Below are 16044 nucleotides of genomic sequence, written 5' to 3'. Positions count from 1 at the left end.
GCCCTGCAGTGGGCGCCTGCACAGGGCTGTACGTAGTAACCCGCAGGGATTCACCCTGATGCGGTTTTGCCTGCGCTGCGGCACGATTGTTGCAATGCAGCATTGTCTTTTTGCCTGATTCCATGTCTTTGCCTCCACTCACCCGCCGCGCCTTTGGCGCCGTATCTGCCTTATCGGCGGCTGCGGTGTGGGCGCCTGCCATCGGGGTGCGTGCACAGACTGATGGTGCTGCGCTGGGGCGGGTGACCGTGGCGGTTGGCGGCCAGGGCGTTCTGTACCACCTGCCGCTGGCGCTGGCCGATGCGTTGGGGTACTTCCGCCTGGAAGGCCTGGACGTGGTGGTGCGCGACTATTCGGCGGGAGCGCTGGCCTGGCAGGCGGTGCAGGACGGTGCGGCCGATGTCTGTTCCGGTGCGTTCGAGCATGTGTTGCGTGCGCAGGCGCGCGGTCATGCCTACCGTGCGCTGGTGGTGCAGGGTCGGGCGCCACAACTGGCGCTTGGTGTATCCCTGCGGTCGGTACCGGCGTACAAGGATCTGGGCGATCTCGCAGGGCGCAAGGTGGGCGTGTCGTCGGCGGGCTCCTCCACCCACTTGGCCGCCAGCCTGATGCTGATGCGCGCAGGCGTGCCCTTGCGGGAGGTTTCGTTTGTGGGCGTGGGCTCGGGCACCAATGCCATGAACGCGCTGCGTTCCGGTCAGGTGCAGGCGTTGTGCCACGCCGATCCCATCATGACCCTGCTGGAGCAAAAGGCGGACACCCGCATCGTGGGGGACCTGCGCTCGCTCAAGGCCGCGCAGGACATGTTCAGCGGCACGATGCCCGCCAGTTGCCTGTATGCGCCCCAGGCGTTCATCCAGAAGCAGCCTGCCCAGGCCCAGGCCCTGGTCAATGGCGTTGTCCATGCGCTCAAGTGGCTGCAGACGGCAGCGCCGGCCGATCTGGTGAAAGCGGTGCCGCCTGCTTATCTGATGGGCGACCGGGGGCTGTACCTGGCGGCGTTCAGCCGCGTGCGTGAGACCTACTCCACCAATGGCCTGATGCCGGACGAAGGCCCTGCCACCGCCTTGCGGGTGCTGTCGCGGGTGCTGCCCGAACTGGCCGAGGCCAAGATCGAACTGGCCCGCACCTCCACCAGCGACTTCGTGCGCAAGGCACGCCAGAAGTACAGCGTCTGAAGAATCGCAATTGAGGCGCTGGGGCCTCTGGCATCGACTACAGTGTCAGCCGCCTGCACAGATACCCGCCACTGCACCGCGATCACTCCGCGCCACAGGCATTGCGCAGGCCACGCATGCAGCGCTTGTGCTGTGCCATTCCCGAGCCATTTTTCAAGGACCCATCACCATGTCGCTGAGCCTCAGCATCGGCCCGCTCGTTTCCCTCATCGCAGGCATTCTTATCCTGGTCATGCCGCGCCTGCTCAGCACCATCGTGGCGCTCTACCTCATCATCATGGGCATTTTGGGGTTGTTGGGCATGCACACGCTCCGTTTCTGAGCACGGCCCCAGCCACTCAGCCCTGCGATGTCCTGCCAGCCTTCGCGGCCGGCAGGGGCGCGGGTCAGCGGCGCTTGACTTTGGAGGGCGTGCCTCCGCGTCGCGAGGGCGCGGGGGCCTGGCGTTTGGCCGCTGTGGCGACCGCGGCGCGGGCGCTGCTGCCGCTGCGCGCTTGGCCTTGGCGCACCGGCAGGTACACCACAACTTGCTGGCCTACCTTGAATGCGGCGTTCGCCCGCACGTCGTTCCAGTCGGCCACGCTGGCGGCTGCCAGCTTGTAGCGCCGCGCGATGCTGGCCACCGTGTCGCCCTTGCCGGCGCGCACGGTGGTGCGGCGGGTGACGATCTCGGGGGTGAGGCTCAGCTGGCCGTTGTCGGCCAAGTGGGACGACACGTCTTGCCGCGTGGTTGTGGAGCGCGGCACCATCAGGGCCGAGCCCGCCTTGATCAGCATGCGCGGCGGGATGTTGTTCATGCTGCGCAAGTCGGCTTCGCTCATGCCTGCACGCTGGGCCGCCTCGGCCACGCTCATCGTGGTGGGAACGGACCACACGGTCCAGCTGGCGTACTGGCCTTCTCGCTTGGCTTCGAGATTGCGCTGGAACACCTTGGCGTTGTCCCAGGGCAGCAAGATTTGTGGTGTGCCTGCCGCCAGGATCACAGGCCGCTTGAACGACGGGTTGAGCGCGCGGAAGTCTTCCTCCCGGATACCTGCCAGCGATGCCACCAGCGACACGTCGATGTCGTGCGTGATGTCCACGGTCTGGAAGTAGGGGTGGTTTTCGATCAACGGCAATTCAGTGTTGAACGCCTCGGGGTTGGCCACGATGTTTTTCACCGCCTGCAGCTTGGGCACATACATGCGGGTCTCTGCCGGCATGTTCAGGTCGGTGTAGCTGGTGCCCAGCCCCAGCTTCTGGTTGCGGGCAATGGCACGGCCCACGCTGCCTTCGCCCCAGTTGTAGGCAGCCAGGGCCAGGTGCCAGTCGCCAAACATCCCGTAGAGCTTTTGCAGGTAGTCCAGCGCTGCGCGGGTGGACGCCAGCACGTCGCGGCGGTCGTCGCGGAAGGCGTTCTGCTTGAGATCGAAATAGTTGCCCGTGGCAGGCATGAACTGCCACATGCCTGCGGCCTTGGCGCTCGATACGGCCTGGGGATTGAACGCGCTCTCGATGTACGGCAGCAGTGCCAGCTCGGTGGGCATGCCCCGGCGTTCCAGCTCTTCAACGATGTGGAACAGGTATTTGCTGGACCGCTCCGTCATGCGCTGCATGTAGTCAGGGCGGGTGGCATACCACTGCTCGCGGTCCTGCACCAGATCGTGCTGCAGGTCTGGCATGGCAAAGCCGCGCCGGATGCGGTCCCACAGGTCGGCCGGGGCCGACAGCGACGCCACTTCGCCACTCGCGGCTTGCGCGGCAGTGATGGGTTTGAGCGGGCCGTTGGGGATGACGGGAGTGTGGGGGGCGGCAGGGGTCTTGGTGCTGGTGGTGCTGCCGCCAGCAGCGGCCTGGTCGGGCGCTGAACCCGTGGTGGCGCAACCTGTCAGCCACAAAAGGCCGGCCAGGCAGGCGATGTGCAAAATTTTCATCGGAACTCGTTTTTCCATTGACGCAGCGCGGCCAGCACCGCTACAGCGTCGTCAAGGGACACCTGCGCGTCGTAGCCCTGGGCGGCTTGTGCCACTGGGCTCTGCCGCACGCGCAGAAAGGGGTTGATGTCTCGCTCCAGTGCCATCTGCGAGGGCAGGGTGGGCTGGTTCCGGGCCCGCAAAGCCTCGCATTGGCTGCTGTAGTGGAGCAGGGCGGCGTTGCCAGGTTCCACAGCGCGTGCGAACTTCAGGTTCGACAGGGTGTACTCGTGGGTGCAGCACACCCGGGTGTTGCCGGGCAGCGCAGCCAGCCGGTCCAGCGAGTCCAGCATCTGCGCGGGCGTGCCTTCGAACAGCCGCCCGCAGCCGCCCGAGAACAGCGTATCGCCGCAGAACAGCAGGGGCGCGCCGTCCATGTCGGGGCAGTAGTAGGCGATGTGGCCTGCCGTATGCCCCGGCACATCGATGACCTGGAACTGCAGCCCCAGCGCGTTGACGGTATCGCCCTGCGCCTGCCGCACCAGCGGCTCGGGCATGCGCTCCCGTGCAGGGCCATACACCTGTGCGCCAGTGGCGGTGCGCAGGGCGTCGACTCCACCGACATGATCGGCATGGTGGTGCGTGACTAGAATGGCCTGCAATGTCAGGCCCCAGCGGTGCAAGGCCTGCTCCACCGGCGCGGCTTCTCCCGGGTCCACCACGATGGCCTGGCGGCCGTCGTGCAGCATCCAGATGTAGTTGTCGGTAAAGGCGGGCAGCGGTAGCAAGTTCATGAGCGATCAAATTATAGGTTTGCACCACTGGTTCGACTCCCCCCCTGGCCGCTATCTGCTCGCTTGGGAGCAGGCGCGCTTCGACGAGGCGGTGGCCAATATTTTTGGCTACCACAGCCTGCAGCTCGGCATGCCGCTGCTGGACGGCCTGCGTGCCAACCGCATGCCACACCAATGGCTGGCCATGGGCCAGGAGGCGGTGGAAGGTTCCATCGCCTTTGTGGAGGCTGGGGGTGTTGATGGCCCGCTGCAGCGTCGCGCGGTGGACTTGCTCACCGAGCCCGTGGCCCTGCCTTTCCCCGCCGCCAGCCTGGACCTGCTGGTGCTGCCCCACACGCTGGAGCTGAGCATTGACCCCCATGCCGCGTTGCGCGAGGTGGAGCGGGTGCTGGTGCCCGAGGGGCGCGTGGTCATCAGCGGCCTGAACCCCACCAGCCTGTGGGGCCTGCGGCAGCGGCGTGCGCGGCTGTACCAGCGCCTGGGGCGGGGTAACCTGTACCTGCCCGATGTCGGCGAGTTCATTGGTTATCGGCGCCTGCGCGATTGGCTGCGGCTTTTGAATTTCGAAGTCGAATCGGCCCGTTTTGGCTGTTATCGTCCAGCGGTGCGCACGGCGCACTGGCTGGAGCGTTTTGGCTGGATGGACCCTCTGGGTGAAAGGTGGTGGCCCATCCTGGGCGCTGCGTATTTCCTGGTGGCCGTCAAACGGGTGCATGGCATGCGTTTGCTGGAGCCTGCCTGGCGCACCCATCGTCAGCGTGCGGCCGGCACCGTGCCCATCGCCAACCGGGCGTCACGACGCGGGGTGAGTTCCTCGCGGGCCGCCCCGCCGGCAGCCCGGCACGAGCCTTGAGCCTATTCGTATCCGGTTGCTCGGCAGATCCATCCCCGGTGCTGCAACCATCCATCACATTGTCAGGAACAGAGTTTGAACCAGGTAGAGATTTACACCGATGGCGCCTGCAAGGGCAACCCCGGACCCGGCGGATGGGGCGTGTTGCTGCGCTCGGGCGCGACCGAAAAAGAGCTGTTCGGCGGCGAACTGGGCACCACCAACAACCGCATGGAGCTGATGGCGGTGATCGAAGCGCTCTCGGCCCTCAAGCGCCCCTGCGCCGTGACGCTGTATCTGGACAGCGAGTACGTGCGCAAGGGCATCACCGAGTGGATCCATGGCTGGAAGGCCAAGGGCTGGCGCACCGCCTCCAAGCAGCCCGTCAAGAACGTGGAGCTGTGGCAGCGGCTGGATGCGCTGGTCAGCACCGGCGGTCACCGCATTGAGTGGCGCTGGGTGAAAGGGCACTCGGGCGACCCGGGCAACGAGCGCGCGGACGCGCTGGCCAACCGGGGCGTGGACCAGGCCCTGGGCCGCAGATAGCCTGAACGTTGACACAGCGTTTCGCACAAGCCTCTTCGGAGGCTTTTTTCATGCCTGCGCCGGAGACTGCCGCTTGCGGCCAATGCCCTGGGATATTGCCGCGCATGGCTGCGGCTGCATACACCCACTGTTACATTGTGTGACTGCGCTTCCCACCTCAACGGATTGACTGACCCATGGCGTCCAAGAACAAGTACCTCGTTTTCGCTGTCATCGGCATCGCGGCTGCATCGGGCGCTGCCTGGTGGTTGCAGAAACCAGCCCAGCCACCGCAGCGTCCCGAGGCCGGGGCGAGCGGGACGGGTACACCTGCGGGCGGTGGCGCCGCTGCGGGTGCCGGCCGCCCCGTGGCCGTGGAGGCCGTGACCGTGCGGAAGATGGCGCTGCGCGACGATGCCGAAGCCGTGGGTAGCCTCAAGTCGCGCCAGAGCGTCATGCTGCGCCCCGAGGTGGGCGGGCGCATCACCCAGCTCAACTTTCACGATGGCCAGCGCGTGCGGCGTGGGCAGGTGCTGGTGCAGCTGGACGACCAGTTGCCCCGTGCACAAATCCAGCAAAGCCAGGCCGAGTTGTCGATTGCGCAGGCCAACCACAAGCGAAACCAGGAGCTGGTGGCTCAGGGTTTTATCAGCCAACGCTCCGTGGACGAGAGTGCAGCCAACCTCGAAGTGGCCCAGGCCAAGCTGGCGCTGGCCCAGGCCACCGCCCAGCGCCTCAAGATCGTGGCCCCGTTCGATGGTATTGCGGGCATTCGGGGCGTCAACGTGGGCGACTACCTCAAGGACGGGGCCGACATCGTCAACATTGAAGACCTCGATGCGGTCTACGTGGACTTCCGTCTGCCCGAGCGGTTGCAGAGCAAGGTGCGCCCGGGCCAGACCGCGCAAGTCACGTTTGACGCACTGCCGGGCGTGCGCTACGCCGCCCGGGTGCAGGCCATCAGCCCGCAGATCGATGCGGATGGGCGGGCCATTGCGGTGCGCGGCTGCATCGACAACCGCCGGCTGCAATTGCGCCCCGGCATGTTCGCGCGGGTGACGACCGTGTTCTCCGAACGCAGCGATGCGCGCGTGGTGCCCGAAGAAGCCATCGTGCCCGACGGCTCCAGCCCCTATGTGCTCAAGGTGGTGGAGGGCAAGGAGCCCGGCAGCAAGGTGACGCGCCGCACCCCGGTGCAGCTGGGCGTGCGCTCACCCGGATGGGTGGAGGTGCTGGACGGCCTGAGCGCTGGTGACCTGGTGGTCACGGCGGGCCAGCAGCGCATCCGCAAGGACGGCACCGAGGTGCGCGTGGTGGAACTGGGCAAGCAGGGCAACGGTGGCGCGGCGGCCGCACCCGCGCGCCCGGCGTCGGGCGCTTCAGGGGCTGCGACTGGGGTGGGCCCAAAGCCTGCAGCAGTGGCCGATGCGCCTGCGCCGAACGCTCCTGCAGCTTCGGCCGCTCCCTCTTCCGTGACAGCCCCACCGGTGCCGAGCGCAGTGGCAGTTCGCAGTGAGGCTCAACCCCTGCCAGGTCCCAACCCTTGTCAGCTGGCTGGAAGCTCGACCCGACCTACGCCCCCGGGCCACCGTGCGCCTGTCTGACGGGCTGCCTGTCGTCACCCTCTGATGCCTACGGACTGCCATGCAACTCGCTGAAATATCGATCCGCCGGCCGGTGTTTGCCACCGTGCTGTCGCTGCTAGTGCTGCTGATTGGTGCGGTGAGCTTCACGCGCCTGTCGGTGCGCGAATACCCCAAGATCGACGAACCCGTGGTCACCGTCAGCGTGCGCTACGCGGGCGCGTCGGCCGAAGTGATTGAATCGCAGGTCACCAAGCCGCTCGAAGACTCCATCGCCGGGATCGATGCGGTGGACGTGATCACCTCCATCAGCCGGGCCGAACAAAGCCAGATCAGCGTGCGCTTTCGGCTGGAGAAGGATGCCGACAACGCGGCAGCCGAAGTGCGCGACCGCACGGCCCGTGTGCGCAACCGCCTGCCCCTCGCGGTGGATGAGCCCGTGATTGCCAAGGTCGAGGCCGACGCCTCGCCCGTGATGTGGCTGGCCTTTAGCAGCGACACGCGCACCCCGCTGGAGGTCAACGACCTCATCAACCGCATCGTCAAGCCCCGCCTGCAGACCGTGACCGGTGTGGCTGACGTGCCGATTTACGGCGAGCGCAAATACGCCATGCGGGTGTGGCTGGACCCCGAACGCATGGCCGGTTACCGCCTGACCACGCAGGACGTGGAAGACGCCATCCGCCGCAACAACCTGGAGCTGCCCGCGGGCCGCATCGAGTCGCAACAGCGCGAGTTCAGCGTGACCTCGCAGACCGACCTGAAAACCCCGGCGCAGTTTTCCGACATCGTGATCCGCACGGTCAACGGGTTTTCGGTGCGGGTGCGCGATGTCGCCCGGGTGGAAGAAGGCCCCGCCAGCGACCGCAGCCGCGTGCGGCTCAATGGCCGCGATGCGATCTCGGTGGGCGTGATCCGCCAGGCCACGGCCAACCCGCTGGAGCTGTCCAAGGGCGTGCGCGCCATGATCCCCCTGCTCAAGGCCGACCTGCCGCCAGACATCGGCATCGACATTGCCAACGACAACTCGCTGTTCATCGACCGCTCCATCAAGAGCGTGTACTCCACCATCATCGAGGCCGTGGTGCTGGTCGCCCTGGTGATCTTTGTGTTCTTGCGCACGTTCCGTGCGTCCATCATTCCCATCATCACCATCCCGGTCAGCCTGGTGGGCAGTTTTGCGCTGATGGCACTGGCGGGCTTTTCGATCAACACGCTCACGCTGCTGGCGCTGGTGCTGGCCATTGGCCTGGTGGTGGACGACGCCATCGTGATGCTGGAGAACATCTACCGCCACATCGAAGAGGGGCTCGACCCGTTTTCTGCAGCCATCAAGGGCGCCCGTGAAATTGGCTTTGCCATAGTGGCCATGACGCTCACGCTGGTGGCGGTGTATGCGCCACTCGCATTCACACCCGGCCGCACGGGGCGCTTGTTCGTGGAGTTTGCGCTGGCGCTGGCCGGGGCCGTGGTGGTGTCGGGCTTTGTGGCGTTGACGCTCTCGCCCATGATGTGTTCGCTGCTGCTCAAGCACAACCCGAATCCCAACTGGTTCGACCGCTCCATGGAGCGCTGGCTCACGGCCCTGTCGGACGCTTATGGCCGTTTGCTGCGCTGGATCGTAACGGCCCGCTGGGGCGGCACGGGTTCGGGGCGCGGTGGTGTGCGGGGTGCGCTGTTCCAGGCCCGCTGGATTGTGCTGGGCGTCATGGCCCTGAGCGGTGCGGCGCTGGTGCTGGTGTTCCCCACCATGCGGCAGGAGCTGTCGCCGCTGGAAGACCGAGGCACCATTTTGGCCAGCGTGACCGCACCCGACGGCGCCACGCTGGACTACACCAACCGCTATGCGCTGGAGCTGGAAAAGATCGGCAACACCTACCCCGAATTCGACCGCGTGTTTGCCAACATCGGCAACCCCACGGTGGCACAGGGCAGTGTCATCTATCGCACCGTGGACTGGGAAAAGCGCGACCGCACCACGCTGGCCCTGGCCAAGGAGCTGCAGCCCAAGGTGGCGGGCCTGCCCGGCGTGAATGCTTTTCTGATCACACCGCCGTCGCTGGGCCAGGGCTTTCGCTCGCGACCCCTCACCTACGTGATCCAGACCTCAGACAGCTACGAGAACCTGAGCAAGGTGGTGGCCGCATTCATGGCCGAGATCGCGCAGAACCCCGGCATCGTGTCCCCCGACGTGGACTTGCGCCTGAACAAGCCCGAGCTGCGCATCGAAGTCAACCGTGAACGCGCCGCCGACCTGGGCGTGAGCGTGGAAGTGGTGGCCAAGGCCATCGAGACCATGCTGGGCGGCCGCACCGTCACACGTTACAAACGCGATGCCGAGCAGTACGACGTGATCGTGCAGACCGAGGCCCGGGGCCGCACCACGCCCGAAAACATCGACACCATCTATGTGCGCGGCCGCAACGACGCGATGATCCCGCTGACCAGCCTGGTCAACGTGCGCGAAAGCGTGAGCCCTCGCGAGCTGAACCACTTTGGCCAGCGCCGCTCGGCCACCATCACGGCCAACCTGTCGTCCGACTACTCGCTGGGCGAGGCCATCACCTTCATGAACGAGACGGCGGCCAGGGTGCTCAAGCCCGGCTACACCACCGACCTGAACGACACCTCGCGGGAATTCAAGAACTCGCAGGGTGCCCTGGGCGTGGTGTTTGTGCTGGCGCTGGTGTTCATCTTCCTGGTGCTGGCGGCGCAGTTCGAGAGCTTCATCGACCCGCTGGTCATCATGGTGTCGGTGCCGCTGTCGATGATCGGTGCGCTGCTGGCGCTCAAGTGGAGCGGCGGCTCGCTCAACGTCTATTCGCAGATCGGGCTGATCACGCTGGTGGGCCTGATCACCAAACACGGCATCCTGATCGTGGAGTTCACCAACCAGCTGCGCGAAGAGGGCATGGAGATGGTGGACGCGCTGGTCAAGGCCTCGGCCCAGCGCCTGCGCCCCATCCTGATGACCACGGGTGCCATGGTGCTCGGAGCCATCCCCCTGGCACTGGCCACGGGTGCTGGCGCCGAAACGCGCACACAGATCGGCTGGGTGATTGTGGGCGGCATGTCGCTGGGCACGCTGCTCACCATTTTTGTGGTGCCCACCATGTACACACTGTTCGCCCGCAAGGCGGTGCCGGGGGCCAACACGGCGGTGGCGGTGGATGCGCCGGCACACCCGCTGCACCCGCACGACTATGTGGCCAAGTAGTCTTCAGTGCGGCTCGGGCTGACAAGCCCGGCAGTTAAAACCACACAGACCATACAAGGCAGGAAAGGGTCCCGTCGGGCCCTTTCTGCTTTTCAGTACATGCCTGAACGATGTGTGGGTCGATTTGGCGGCGCGGGCGACTCAGGCCAGCACCGACTGCACCGCGTCCTGCAGATCCTGCTCTCCCTGGGGGCGCACCAGGCGGGCTACCTCCTGGCCGTCTCTCAGGAATATCAGCGTGGGCCAGAGCTTCACGCCGAACGTGCGGCCCAGGCGCTGGCCAGGGCCGTCTTCCACCTTGACGTGCGCAATGTCCGCGCGGTCCTTCAGGGCGGCTTCGATCAGCGGCTGGGCGCGTTGGCAGTGGCTGCACCAGGGCGTGCCGAACTCTACCACTGTGGCGCCGGGCAGGCGGTCCACATCGTCTCGGGATGGGGGGTGTGCAAGGTGTTGGGCGGCGTAGGGCATGGCGGGATTCGCGGTTTGTGAACAGGGCGAGAGGCAGGTTTCAGGTTACCTTGGTGGCCGGTGCCATGCACCGGCTGGCGGCGCATTGCCGTGTCAGATCACGCCCTCAAACACCATCACGTCCACCGCATCGCCCACCGCGACGTTGCCCTGGCCGTGGTGCAGCACGATGAGCCCGTTGGCCTGCACCATGGAGCTGAGCACGCCCGAGCCCTGGTTGCCGGTGGTGCGTACCTGCAGCGTGCCGTCGGCGGCGGTGGTGACCAGGCCGCGCTGGTATTCGGTGCGGCCGGGCTTCTTGCGCATGGGCTCGGTGCTGATGGCGCGCAGCATCGGGGGCGCCGCGCGGGTGCACCCCATCATGCGCAGCAGGGCGGGGCGCACAAAGGCCAGAAAGGTCACCATCACCGCCACCGGGTTGCCGGGCAGCCCGAACAGCACGGCGCCACCGCTGGGTGCGCTGATATCGTTTTGATAGCTGCCAGCGCTTGATCCACTAGCGCTTGAGGCGGAAATGGCTTGATTTTCTGCTTTGTTGATGCGCCCCACGGCCATGGGGCGGCCGGGGCGCATGGCGATGCGCCAGAAGGCCACGTCGCCCAGCTTTTTCATCATGGTGCGGGTGTGGTCGGCCTCGCCCACGCTCACGCCGCCGCTGGTGATGATGGCGTCGGCCTGCTGGGCTGCCTGGCGGAAGGCGGCTTCGAGCAGCGCGGGCTCGTCGCGCACCACGCCCAGGTCGATCACCTCCACCCCCAAGCGCGTGAGCAGGCCGAACACGGTATAGCGGTTGCTGTCGTACACCGCGCCTTCGCGCGGCACCTCGCCCAGGCTCAGGATCTCGTCGCCGGTGGAGAAGTACGCCACGCGCAGGCGGCGGACCACCGTGACGGTGGGCAGGCCGAGGCTGGCCACCAGGCCCAGGGCGGCAGGCGTCAGCAGCTCGCCACGGGCCAGGGCCACGCGGCCTTCCATGATGTCCTCGCCCTTGAAGCGGCGGTTGTCTCCGGCGCGCAGCACATCGGCGGCGATGGTGATGTGGCCGTCGGCAGTGGCGGTGGTGAACTCTTGCGGCACCACGGTGTCCAGCCCGGCGGGCATGATGGCGCCGGTCATGATCTTCACGCATTCGCCCGCAGCCACCGTGCCCGCCCAGGCCTTGCCCGCCAGGGCGGTGCCCACCACGCGCAGCGTGAGCGGCTGCCCGGCCACCAGTTGCGCACCCGCAAAGGCGTAGCCGTCCATGGCCGAGTTGTCGTGGGGCGGCACGCTGACGGGCGAGATCACATCCTGCGCTAACACGCGGCCCAGCGCGCTGAACAGCGGCAGCACTTCGGTGGCGGTGACGGGCTCGACCAGCCGGTCCAGAAACTGGTTCACATCGGCAGCGCTCAGGGCCTGCGGGTCGTAGCCTTGCAGCTCGGCGGCTATCTGGGCAATGGTTTTCATGGGTGGGATTGGCTTGAATTCAGTGGGAGAGCAGCCGCACCATGTGCAGCTTGTCGTAGCCCACGCCATCCACCACGATGGCGTTGGGCAGCAGGCCCCAGGCGCGGAACCCGGCCTGCTCGTACAGGCGCACCACGTGCTGGTTGGACGCGGTGACGGTGAGCACCAGCTGGGTCAGCCCTGGCACCCGGCTGGCGGCTTGCACGCAGGCCTCCACCAGCTGCCGGCCAATGCCCCGGCGCTGCGCAGCGGGCGACACCATCATGCCGACCACCACCGCGCAGTGGCGCTGCTTGGCGCGCTGTTCGCGCTCGCAACCCAGACAGCCGAGCAACTGGCCTGCAGCATCGAAGGCGCCCAGAAAGAACTGGCCGGACTCCAGCGCGCCAAACCGCGCCACGTACTCGCTGGCATCGCGGCCCACGGAGGATTCGTAGTCCGAGGTGAAAGCATCCGGCGCCGTGCGCAGTGCCTCGTCGCGCAGGGCCTTGTAGGCCACCGCATCGGCGGCGACCAGGGGGCGGATGTGTACCGCGCCAGCATCCGTTGGTTCCACTCGGTCCACTGCGTCCACGGGAGGGCGATGGTTCATGGGATCGGTGGGGAGCTCAGGCCTGGGGCGCGCTGCTGCTTTCCAGCGCGTGCAGCTCGGCCAGCGTGTTGGCGTTAAAGAAAGCCTGGGGGTCGTCGCCCGGCTGGTCGAAGGGCACGATGGCGCAGCGGTGCTGGCCCGTCCATGCGTCGATCTTGCGGCCACCGGCCTGGGTGAAGGCGACCAGGCTTTCCAGCAGGTCCACGCGCAGCAGGCAGAACACCGGCTGCGGGCGCACGGTGATGTGGCCCTGGCCGTCGTCTTCGGGCGCTGCGGCCATGGCAATGTCGGCGCCCTCGGCGTCTGCCGCAGCCGCCAGGCGCTGGGCGAGGTCCAGCGGAAACAGCGGCGTGTCGCAGGGCACCGTCAGCAGCCAGGGCGTTTCGCAGCGCTCCAGTCCGGTCAGAAAGCCCGCCAGGGGCCCTGCGTAGTCGCTCAGCACGTCGGGCCACACTGGCGTGCCAAACGCTTCATACGCGGCCAGATTGCGGTTGGCGTTGACCATCACGTTGCCCGTCTGCATCTGCAGCCGCATCAGCGTGTGCAGGGCCAGTGGCAGGCCGCGAAAGTTCTGCAGGCCTTTGTCCACCCCGCCCATGCGGGAGCCTCGGCCCCCTGCGAGGACCAGGCCGGTGATGTCTTGGGTTTGAATCATGGATGCTCTTCAAAAGAATGCAGGCCGGAATTTCCCGTGGCCTTTGAGGCTGCGCTCTGCAGGTCAGGGCAGCCGAGCAAGGGCCGCCCCGCAGCGAGGGCTGCGTCCCCCTTCCCGCATCGCGCAGCGGTGCGAGAGAAGGGGGAAGCGACGCAGTCGCTCAGGGGGTTGTCCGAGGTCATCCGCCGATGTAGCTCATCTCAACGCGGCGCGCGCCCTGGCCGGTGTCGGCGGGCAGGCTGCTGCGCAGCTCCGAATAGCGGTCGTTGCGCTGCTGCCAGATGGGGGCGATGGCCGAGGCAATGTCAGCATCGCTTGCGCCGCCGCGCAGCAGGCTGCGCAGGTCGTAGCCCTGGCTGGCAAACAGGCACAGGTAGAGCTTGCCTTCGGTGGACAGGCGCGCGCGGTTGCAGTCGTGGCAGAAGGCCTGGGTCACGCTGCTGATCACGCCCACCTCGCCCAGTGCCGGGTCGTGCTGGCCCTGCGCATCGGCATAGCCCCAGCGCTCGGCGGTTTCTCCGGGGCTGCTCGGGTCCAGCGGCACCAGCGGCAGTTCAGCACGCAGGCGTTCGATGAGTTCGGCCGATGGCAGCACCTCGTCCATGCGCCAGCCGTTGGTGGCGCCCACGTCCATGTATTCGATGAAGCGCAGGGTGGTGCCTGTGCCGCGAAAGTGCCGCGCCATGGGCAAGATCTCGTGGTCGTTGGTGCCGCGCTTGACCACCATGTTGACTTTGATATGCGACAGGCCTGCTGCATGCGCGGCCTCGATGCCGGCCAGCACATCGGCCACCGGAAAGTCCACATCGTTCATGCGGCGAAAGATGGTGTCGTCCAGGCCGTCCAGGCTCACCGTCACGCGGTTCAGGCCCGCGTCCTTCAGGGCCTGGGCCTTGCGCGCGAGCAGTGATCCGTTGGTGGTGAGGGTGAGGTCGGGCGCTACGCCGTCCACGGTGCGCAGCTGGGCCAGTTGCGCCACCAGGTCTTCGAGGTTCTTGCGCAGCAGGGGTTCGCCGCCCGTCAGGCGGATCTTGCGCACGCCATGCGCCAGAAAAAGCCGCGCCAGCCGTGTGATTTCCTCAAAGCTCAGCAAAGCCCCGTGCGGCAGGTAGGGATAGTCCTTGTCGAACACTTCCTTGGGCATGCAGTAGTTGCAGCGGAAGTTGCAGCGGTCCGTCACGCTGATGCGCAGGTCGCGCAGCGGGCGGCCCCGGGCATCGGTGAGTAGCCCTGTGGGGCTGACCAGCTGCGCTGGCACTTTGGCCGCCAGCGAGGCCAGCCGCTCATCGACCAGCGGGATCACGCGTTCAGACATGGGTGGGCTCGTTCAGCAGGGCGGGAGGGCACATGGCCCGCATTTTCTCACTCCAGCCAGCGCACGTTCTGCAGTATCTCGTCGAAGAAGCTGCGCAGCATCAAGGTGCTCATGCTGAAAGGGTCGAAATCCGGGGTGCTCGAGTATTTGAGGAACAGCTGCCGGTTGGCGTCCACCGAGCCCAGAAGCCCCATCGACCAGCTGGTGAAGCGGCGGTGCGGGATCTCGCCAAAGTCCAGCACAGCCGTGTCCTTGTGGCGCGTGTCTTTGAGCAGGCGGTGGTACAGCGCGTTGACGGCAGTGCGGTCGCCTTCGAGCTGCTGCAGGAAGATGCCGTTGTTCAGGCACAGCGCGCCGGTGATGCCCGCGCGGGCATTGTTGCGCTGCGAGGCGCTCAAGATGTCCTTGATGTCCGCAGGGCCGAGCACGCGGGACGTGCGGCTGGCATAGGTCAGTTGTATCAACATGTTTGTCTCCTGAGCGGCGCAGTGTGTCAGGTTTGGCGGGGAGGTGTAGGCCCTGCTGCGAATGACCTTGAAGGCGGATTTGTTGCGGCAGCGCAAACGATTGTGGCGGATGGCGGGGCGCTTTGATCTGGCGCAGGGCATGGAAATGCTGCATTGCAACAATGCAGGCATCCTATTTCAAAGGGTTCCCATGCCAGTTCGCGAGGTATTGAACAGCTTCTCCGCCGACGCCATGCCCTGCCAGCGCCGTGTGGCGGTTCAGTGGGTGGCGGCAGGCATCCTGCTGCCCACCTGGGCGAGTGGGGCCGGTGGGGCCCAGGCACAGATGGGGTTGTCCGGCGCCATCAACTATGCGGGTTGGTTCCGTGCGTTGTCGCAACGCATGGCCAAGGCCTATTGCCAGCAGTACCTGCAGGTGCTGCCCGGCGCGGCAGTGGATGTGATGGGGCTGGCCCGCAAGATGGTGCAGTCGGGCAGCAACGAGCTGGCCCGGGGCATGCAGACCGGGCGCTGGCCCGCCGATGTGGGGCGCCAACTGGAAGATGTACAAAAGCAGTTTGCGCTGCTCAACCAGCTGACTGCAGCGCCGGCCACCCAGACCGCCCTGGTCGTTGCGGCCTCCGAGCAGGCTGACCGCACGCTGCTGGTGGCCCAGGCTGTGACCGAGTCCATCGAGAAGATGGCGCAGGCGCCCAGCGCCCGCCTGGTCAACCTGGCGGGCCGCCAGCGCATGCTGTCGCAGCGCCTGGCCAAAAACTATTTCTTGAGTGCTGCCAAGGTGGAGTCGAAGGTTGTGCATGCGCAGCTGGCGGCCGATGCGGCCGACTTCCGGCAGGCGCTGCAGACGCTCAAGGCCGCCCCCGTGTCCACGCCCGCCATCCGCAGCGAGCTGGAGCTGGCCGACTCGCAATGGCTGTTCTTCGACGCGGCCCTGCGCCGCCCGGCCGATGATGCCGGGCTCAACGCGGTGGCAACGACCAGCGAGCGCCTGCTGGGTGTGATGGACAAGCTCACCAGCCTGTACGAGGCCGCCCTGCGCGAGGTGCTGGGCTGATCGGCTCCGCGCGGCTCGGCCCA

At 66.6% G+C, this 16044-nt stretch carries 15 protein-coding genes; 7 read left to right on the top strand and 8 right to left on the bottom strand.

Going from position 1 to position 16044, the window contains the following annotated elements; translation table 11 throughout:
* Positions 1–122 precede the first annotated feature (122 nt).
* Both ACODSM_RS18260 and ACODSM_RS18255 read left to right on the top strand, forming a co-directional pair.
* Entirely contained in the window at positions 123–1178 is a 1056-nt protein-coding gene (locus ACODSM_RS18260; protein WP_488806455.1) for an ABC transporter substrate-binding protein, read from the top strand.
* Positions 1179–1347: 169 nt separating this feature from the next.
* On the top strand, positions 1348–1500 hold the full coding sequence (locus ACODSM_RS18255; protein ID WP_015013605.1) for a DUF3096 domain-containing protein: 153 nt from the start codon (positions 1348–1350) through the stop codon (positions 1498–1500).
* A gap of 64 nt (positions 1501–1564) precedes the next feature.
* Here the strand turns inward: ACODSM_RS18255 and ACODSM_RS18250 are convergent, their stop codons facing one another.
* Together ACODSM_RS18250 and gloB are read right to left on the bottom strand one after the other, a co-directional pair.
* Positions 1565–3091, bottom strand: a complete 1527-nt coding sequence (locus ACODSM_RS18250) for a transglycosylase SLT domain-containing protein (RefSeq protein WP_488806454.1) — start codon at positions 3089–3091, stop codon at positions 1565–1567.
* Positions 3088–3864: a hydroxyacylglutathione hydrolase gene (gene gloB / locus ACODSM_RS18245; protein WP_488806453.1), complete on the bottom strand. Its 777-nt coding sequence runs from the start codon at positions 3862–3864 to the stop codon at positions 3088–3090. Before gloB ends, ACODSM_RS18250 begins: the two co-directional genes overlap by 4 nt.
* Between gloB and ACODSM_RS18240 the strand changes: the two genes are divergently transcribed.
* The 4 genes from ACODSM_RS18240 (at position 3863) to ACODSM_RS18225 (ending at position 10021) form a co-directional block, all read left to right on the top strand.
* Complete coding sequence (locus tag ACODSM_RS18240) at positions 3863–4717, top strand: class I SAM-dependent methyltransferase (protein WP_488806452.1); 855 nt, start codon at positions 3863–3865, stop codon at positions 4715–4717. The two genes, gloB and ACODSM_RS18240, sit on opposite strands and share 2 nt — an antisense overlap.
* Before the next feature lie 75 nt (positions 4718–4792).
* On the top strand, positions 4793–5242 hold the full coding sequence (rnhA, locus tag ACODSM_RS18235) for a ribonuclease HI (protein WP_015013609.1): 450 nt from the start codon (positions 4793–4795) through the stop codon (positions 5240–5242).
* A gap of 176 nt (positions 5243–5418) precedes the next feature.
* Positions 5419–6825, top strand: a complete 1407-nt coding sequence (locus tag ACODSM_RS18230) for an efflux RND transporter periplasmic adaptor subunit (RefSeq protein WP_488806451.1) — start codon at positions 5419–5421, stop codon at positions 6823–6825.
* Between the two features lie 40 nt (positions 6826–6865).
* On the top strand, positions 6866–10021 hold the full coding sequence (locus ACODSM_RS18225; RefSeq protein WP_488806450.1) for an efflux RND transporter permease subunit: 3156 nt from the start codon (positions 6866–6868) through the stop codon (positions 10019–10021).
* Between the two features lie 141 nt (positions 10022–10162).
* On the opposite strand, the gene ACODSM_RS18220 is transcribed toward ACODSM_RS18225, so the two are convergent.
* The 6 genes from ACODSM_RS18220 to ACODSM_RS18195 all read right to left on the bottom strand — a co-directional run bounded on the left by ACODSM_RS18220 (position 10163) and on the right by ACODSM_RS18195 (position 14967).
* Positions 10163–10489, bottom strand: a complete 327-nt coding sequence (locus ACODSM_RS18220) for a thioredoxin family protein (protein WP_488806449.1) — start codon at positions 10487–10489, stop codon at positions 10163–10165.
* Between the two features lie 93 nt (positions 10490–10582).
* Entirely contained in the window at positions 10583–11938 is a 1356-nt protein-coding gene (gene moeA, locus ACODSM_RS18215) for a molybdopterin molybdotransferase MoeA (protein WP_488806448.1), read from the bottom strand.
* 19 nt (positions 11939–11957) lie between these two features.
* The gene (locus tag ACODSM_RS18210) at positions 11958–12530 is read right to left on the bottom strand and encodes a GNAT family N-acetyltransferase (protein WP_488806447.1); all 573 of its coding nucleotides are present in this window, start codon (positions 12528–12530) and stop codon (positions 11958–11960) included.
* Positions 12531–12546: 16 nt separating this feature from the next.
* Positions 12547–13185, bottom strand: coding sequence for a molybdenum cofactor guanylyltransferase MobA (gene mobA / locus ACODSM_RS18205; RefSeq protein WP_291445673.1), 639 nt, complete (start codon positions 13183–13185; stop codon positions 12547–12549).
* A 178-nt stretch (positions 13186–13363) separates the two neighbouring features.
* Entirely contained in the window at positions 13364–14500 is a 1137-nt protein-coding gene (moaA, locus tag ACODSM_RS18200) for a GTP 3',8-cyclase MoaA (protein WP_488806446.1), read from the bottom strand.
* A gap of 47 nt (positions 14501–14547) precedes the next feature.
* A complete protein-coding gene (locus ACODSM_RS18195) occupies positions 14548–14967 on the bottom strand; it encodes a BLUF domain-containing protein (RefSeq protein ID WP_488806445.1) in 420 nt (139 codons plus the stop codon).
* Positions 14968–15157: 190 nt separating this feature from the next.
* On the opposite strand from ACODSM_RS18195, the gene ACODSM_RS18190 reads away from it, so the two are divergent.
* A complete protein-coding gene (locus ACODSM_RS18190; RefSeq protein WP_488806444.1) occupies positions 15158–16021 on the top strand; it encodes a type IV pili methyl-accepting chemotaxis transducer N-terminal domain-containing protein in 864 nt (287 codons plus the stop codon).
* Positions 16022–16044 lie beyond the last annotated feature (23 nt).

Source organism: Acidovorax sp. FG42 (genome assembly GCF_057809195.1).
This window is presented reverse-complemented; position numbering and strand designations above follow the sequence as displayed.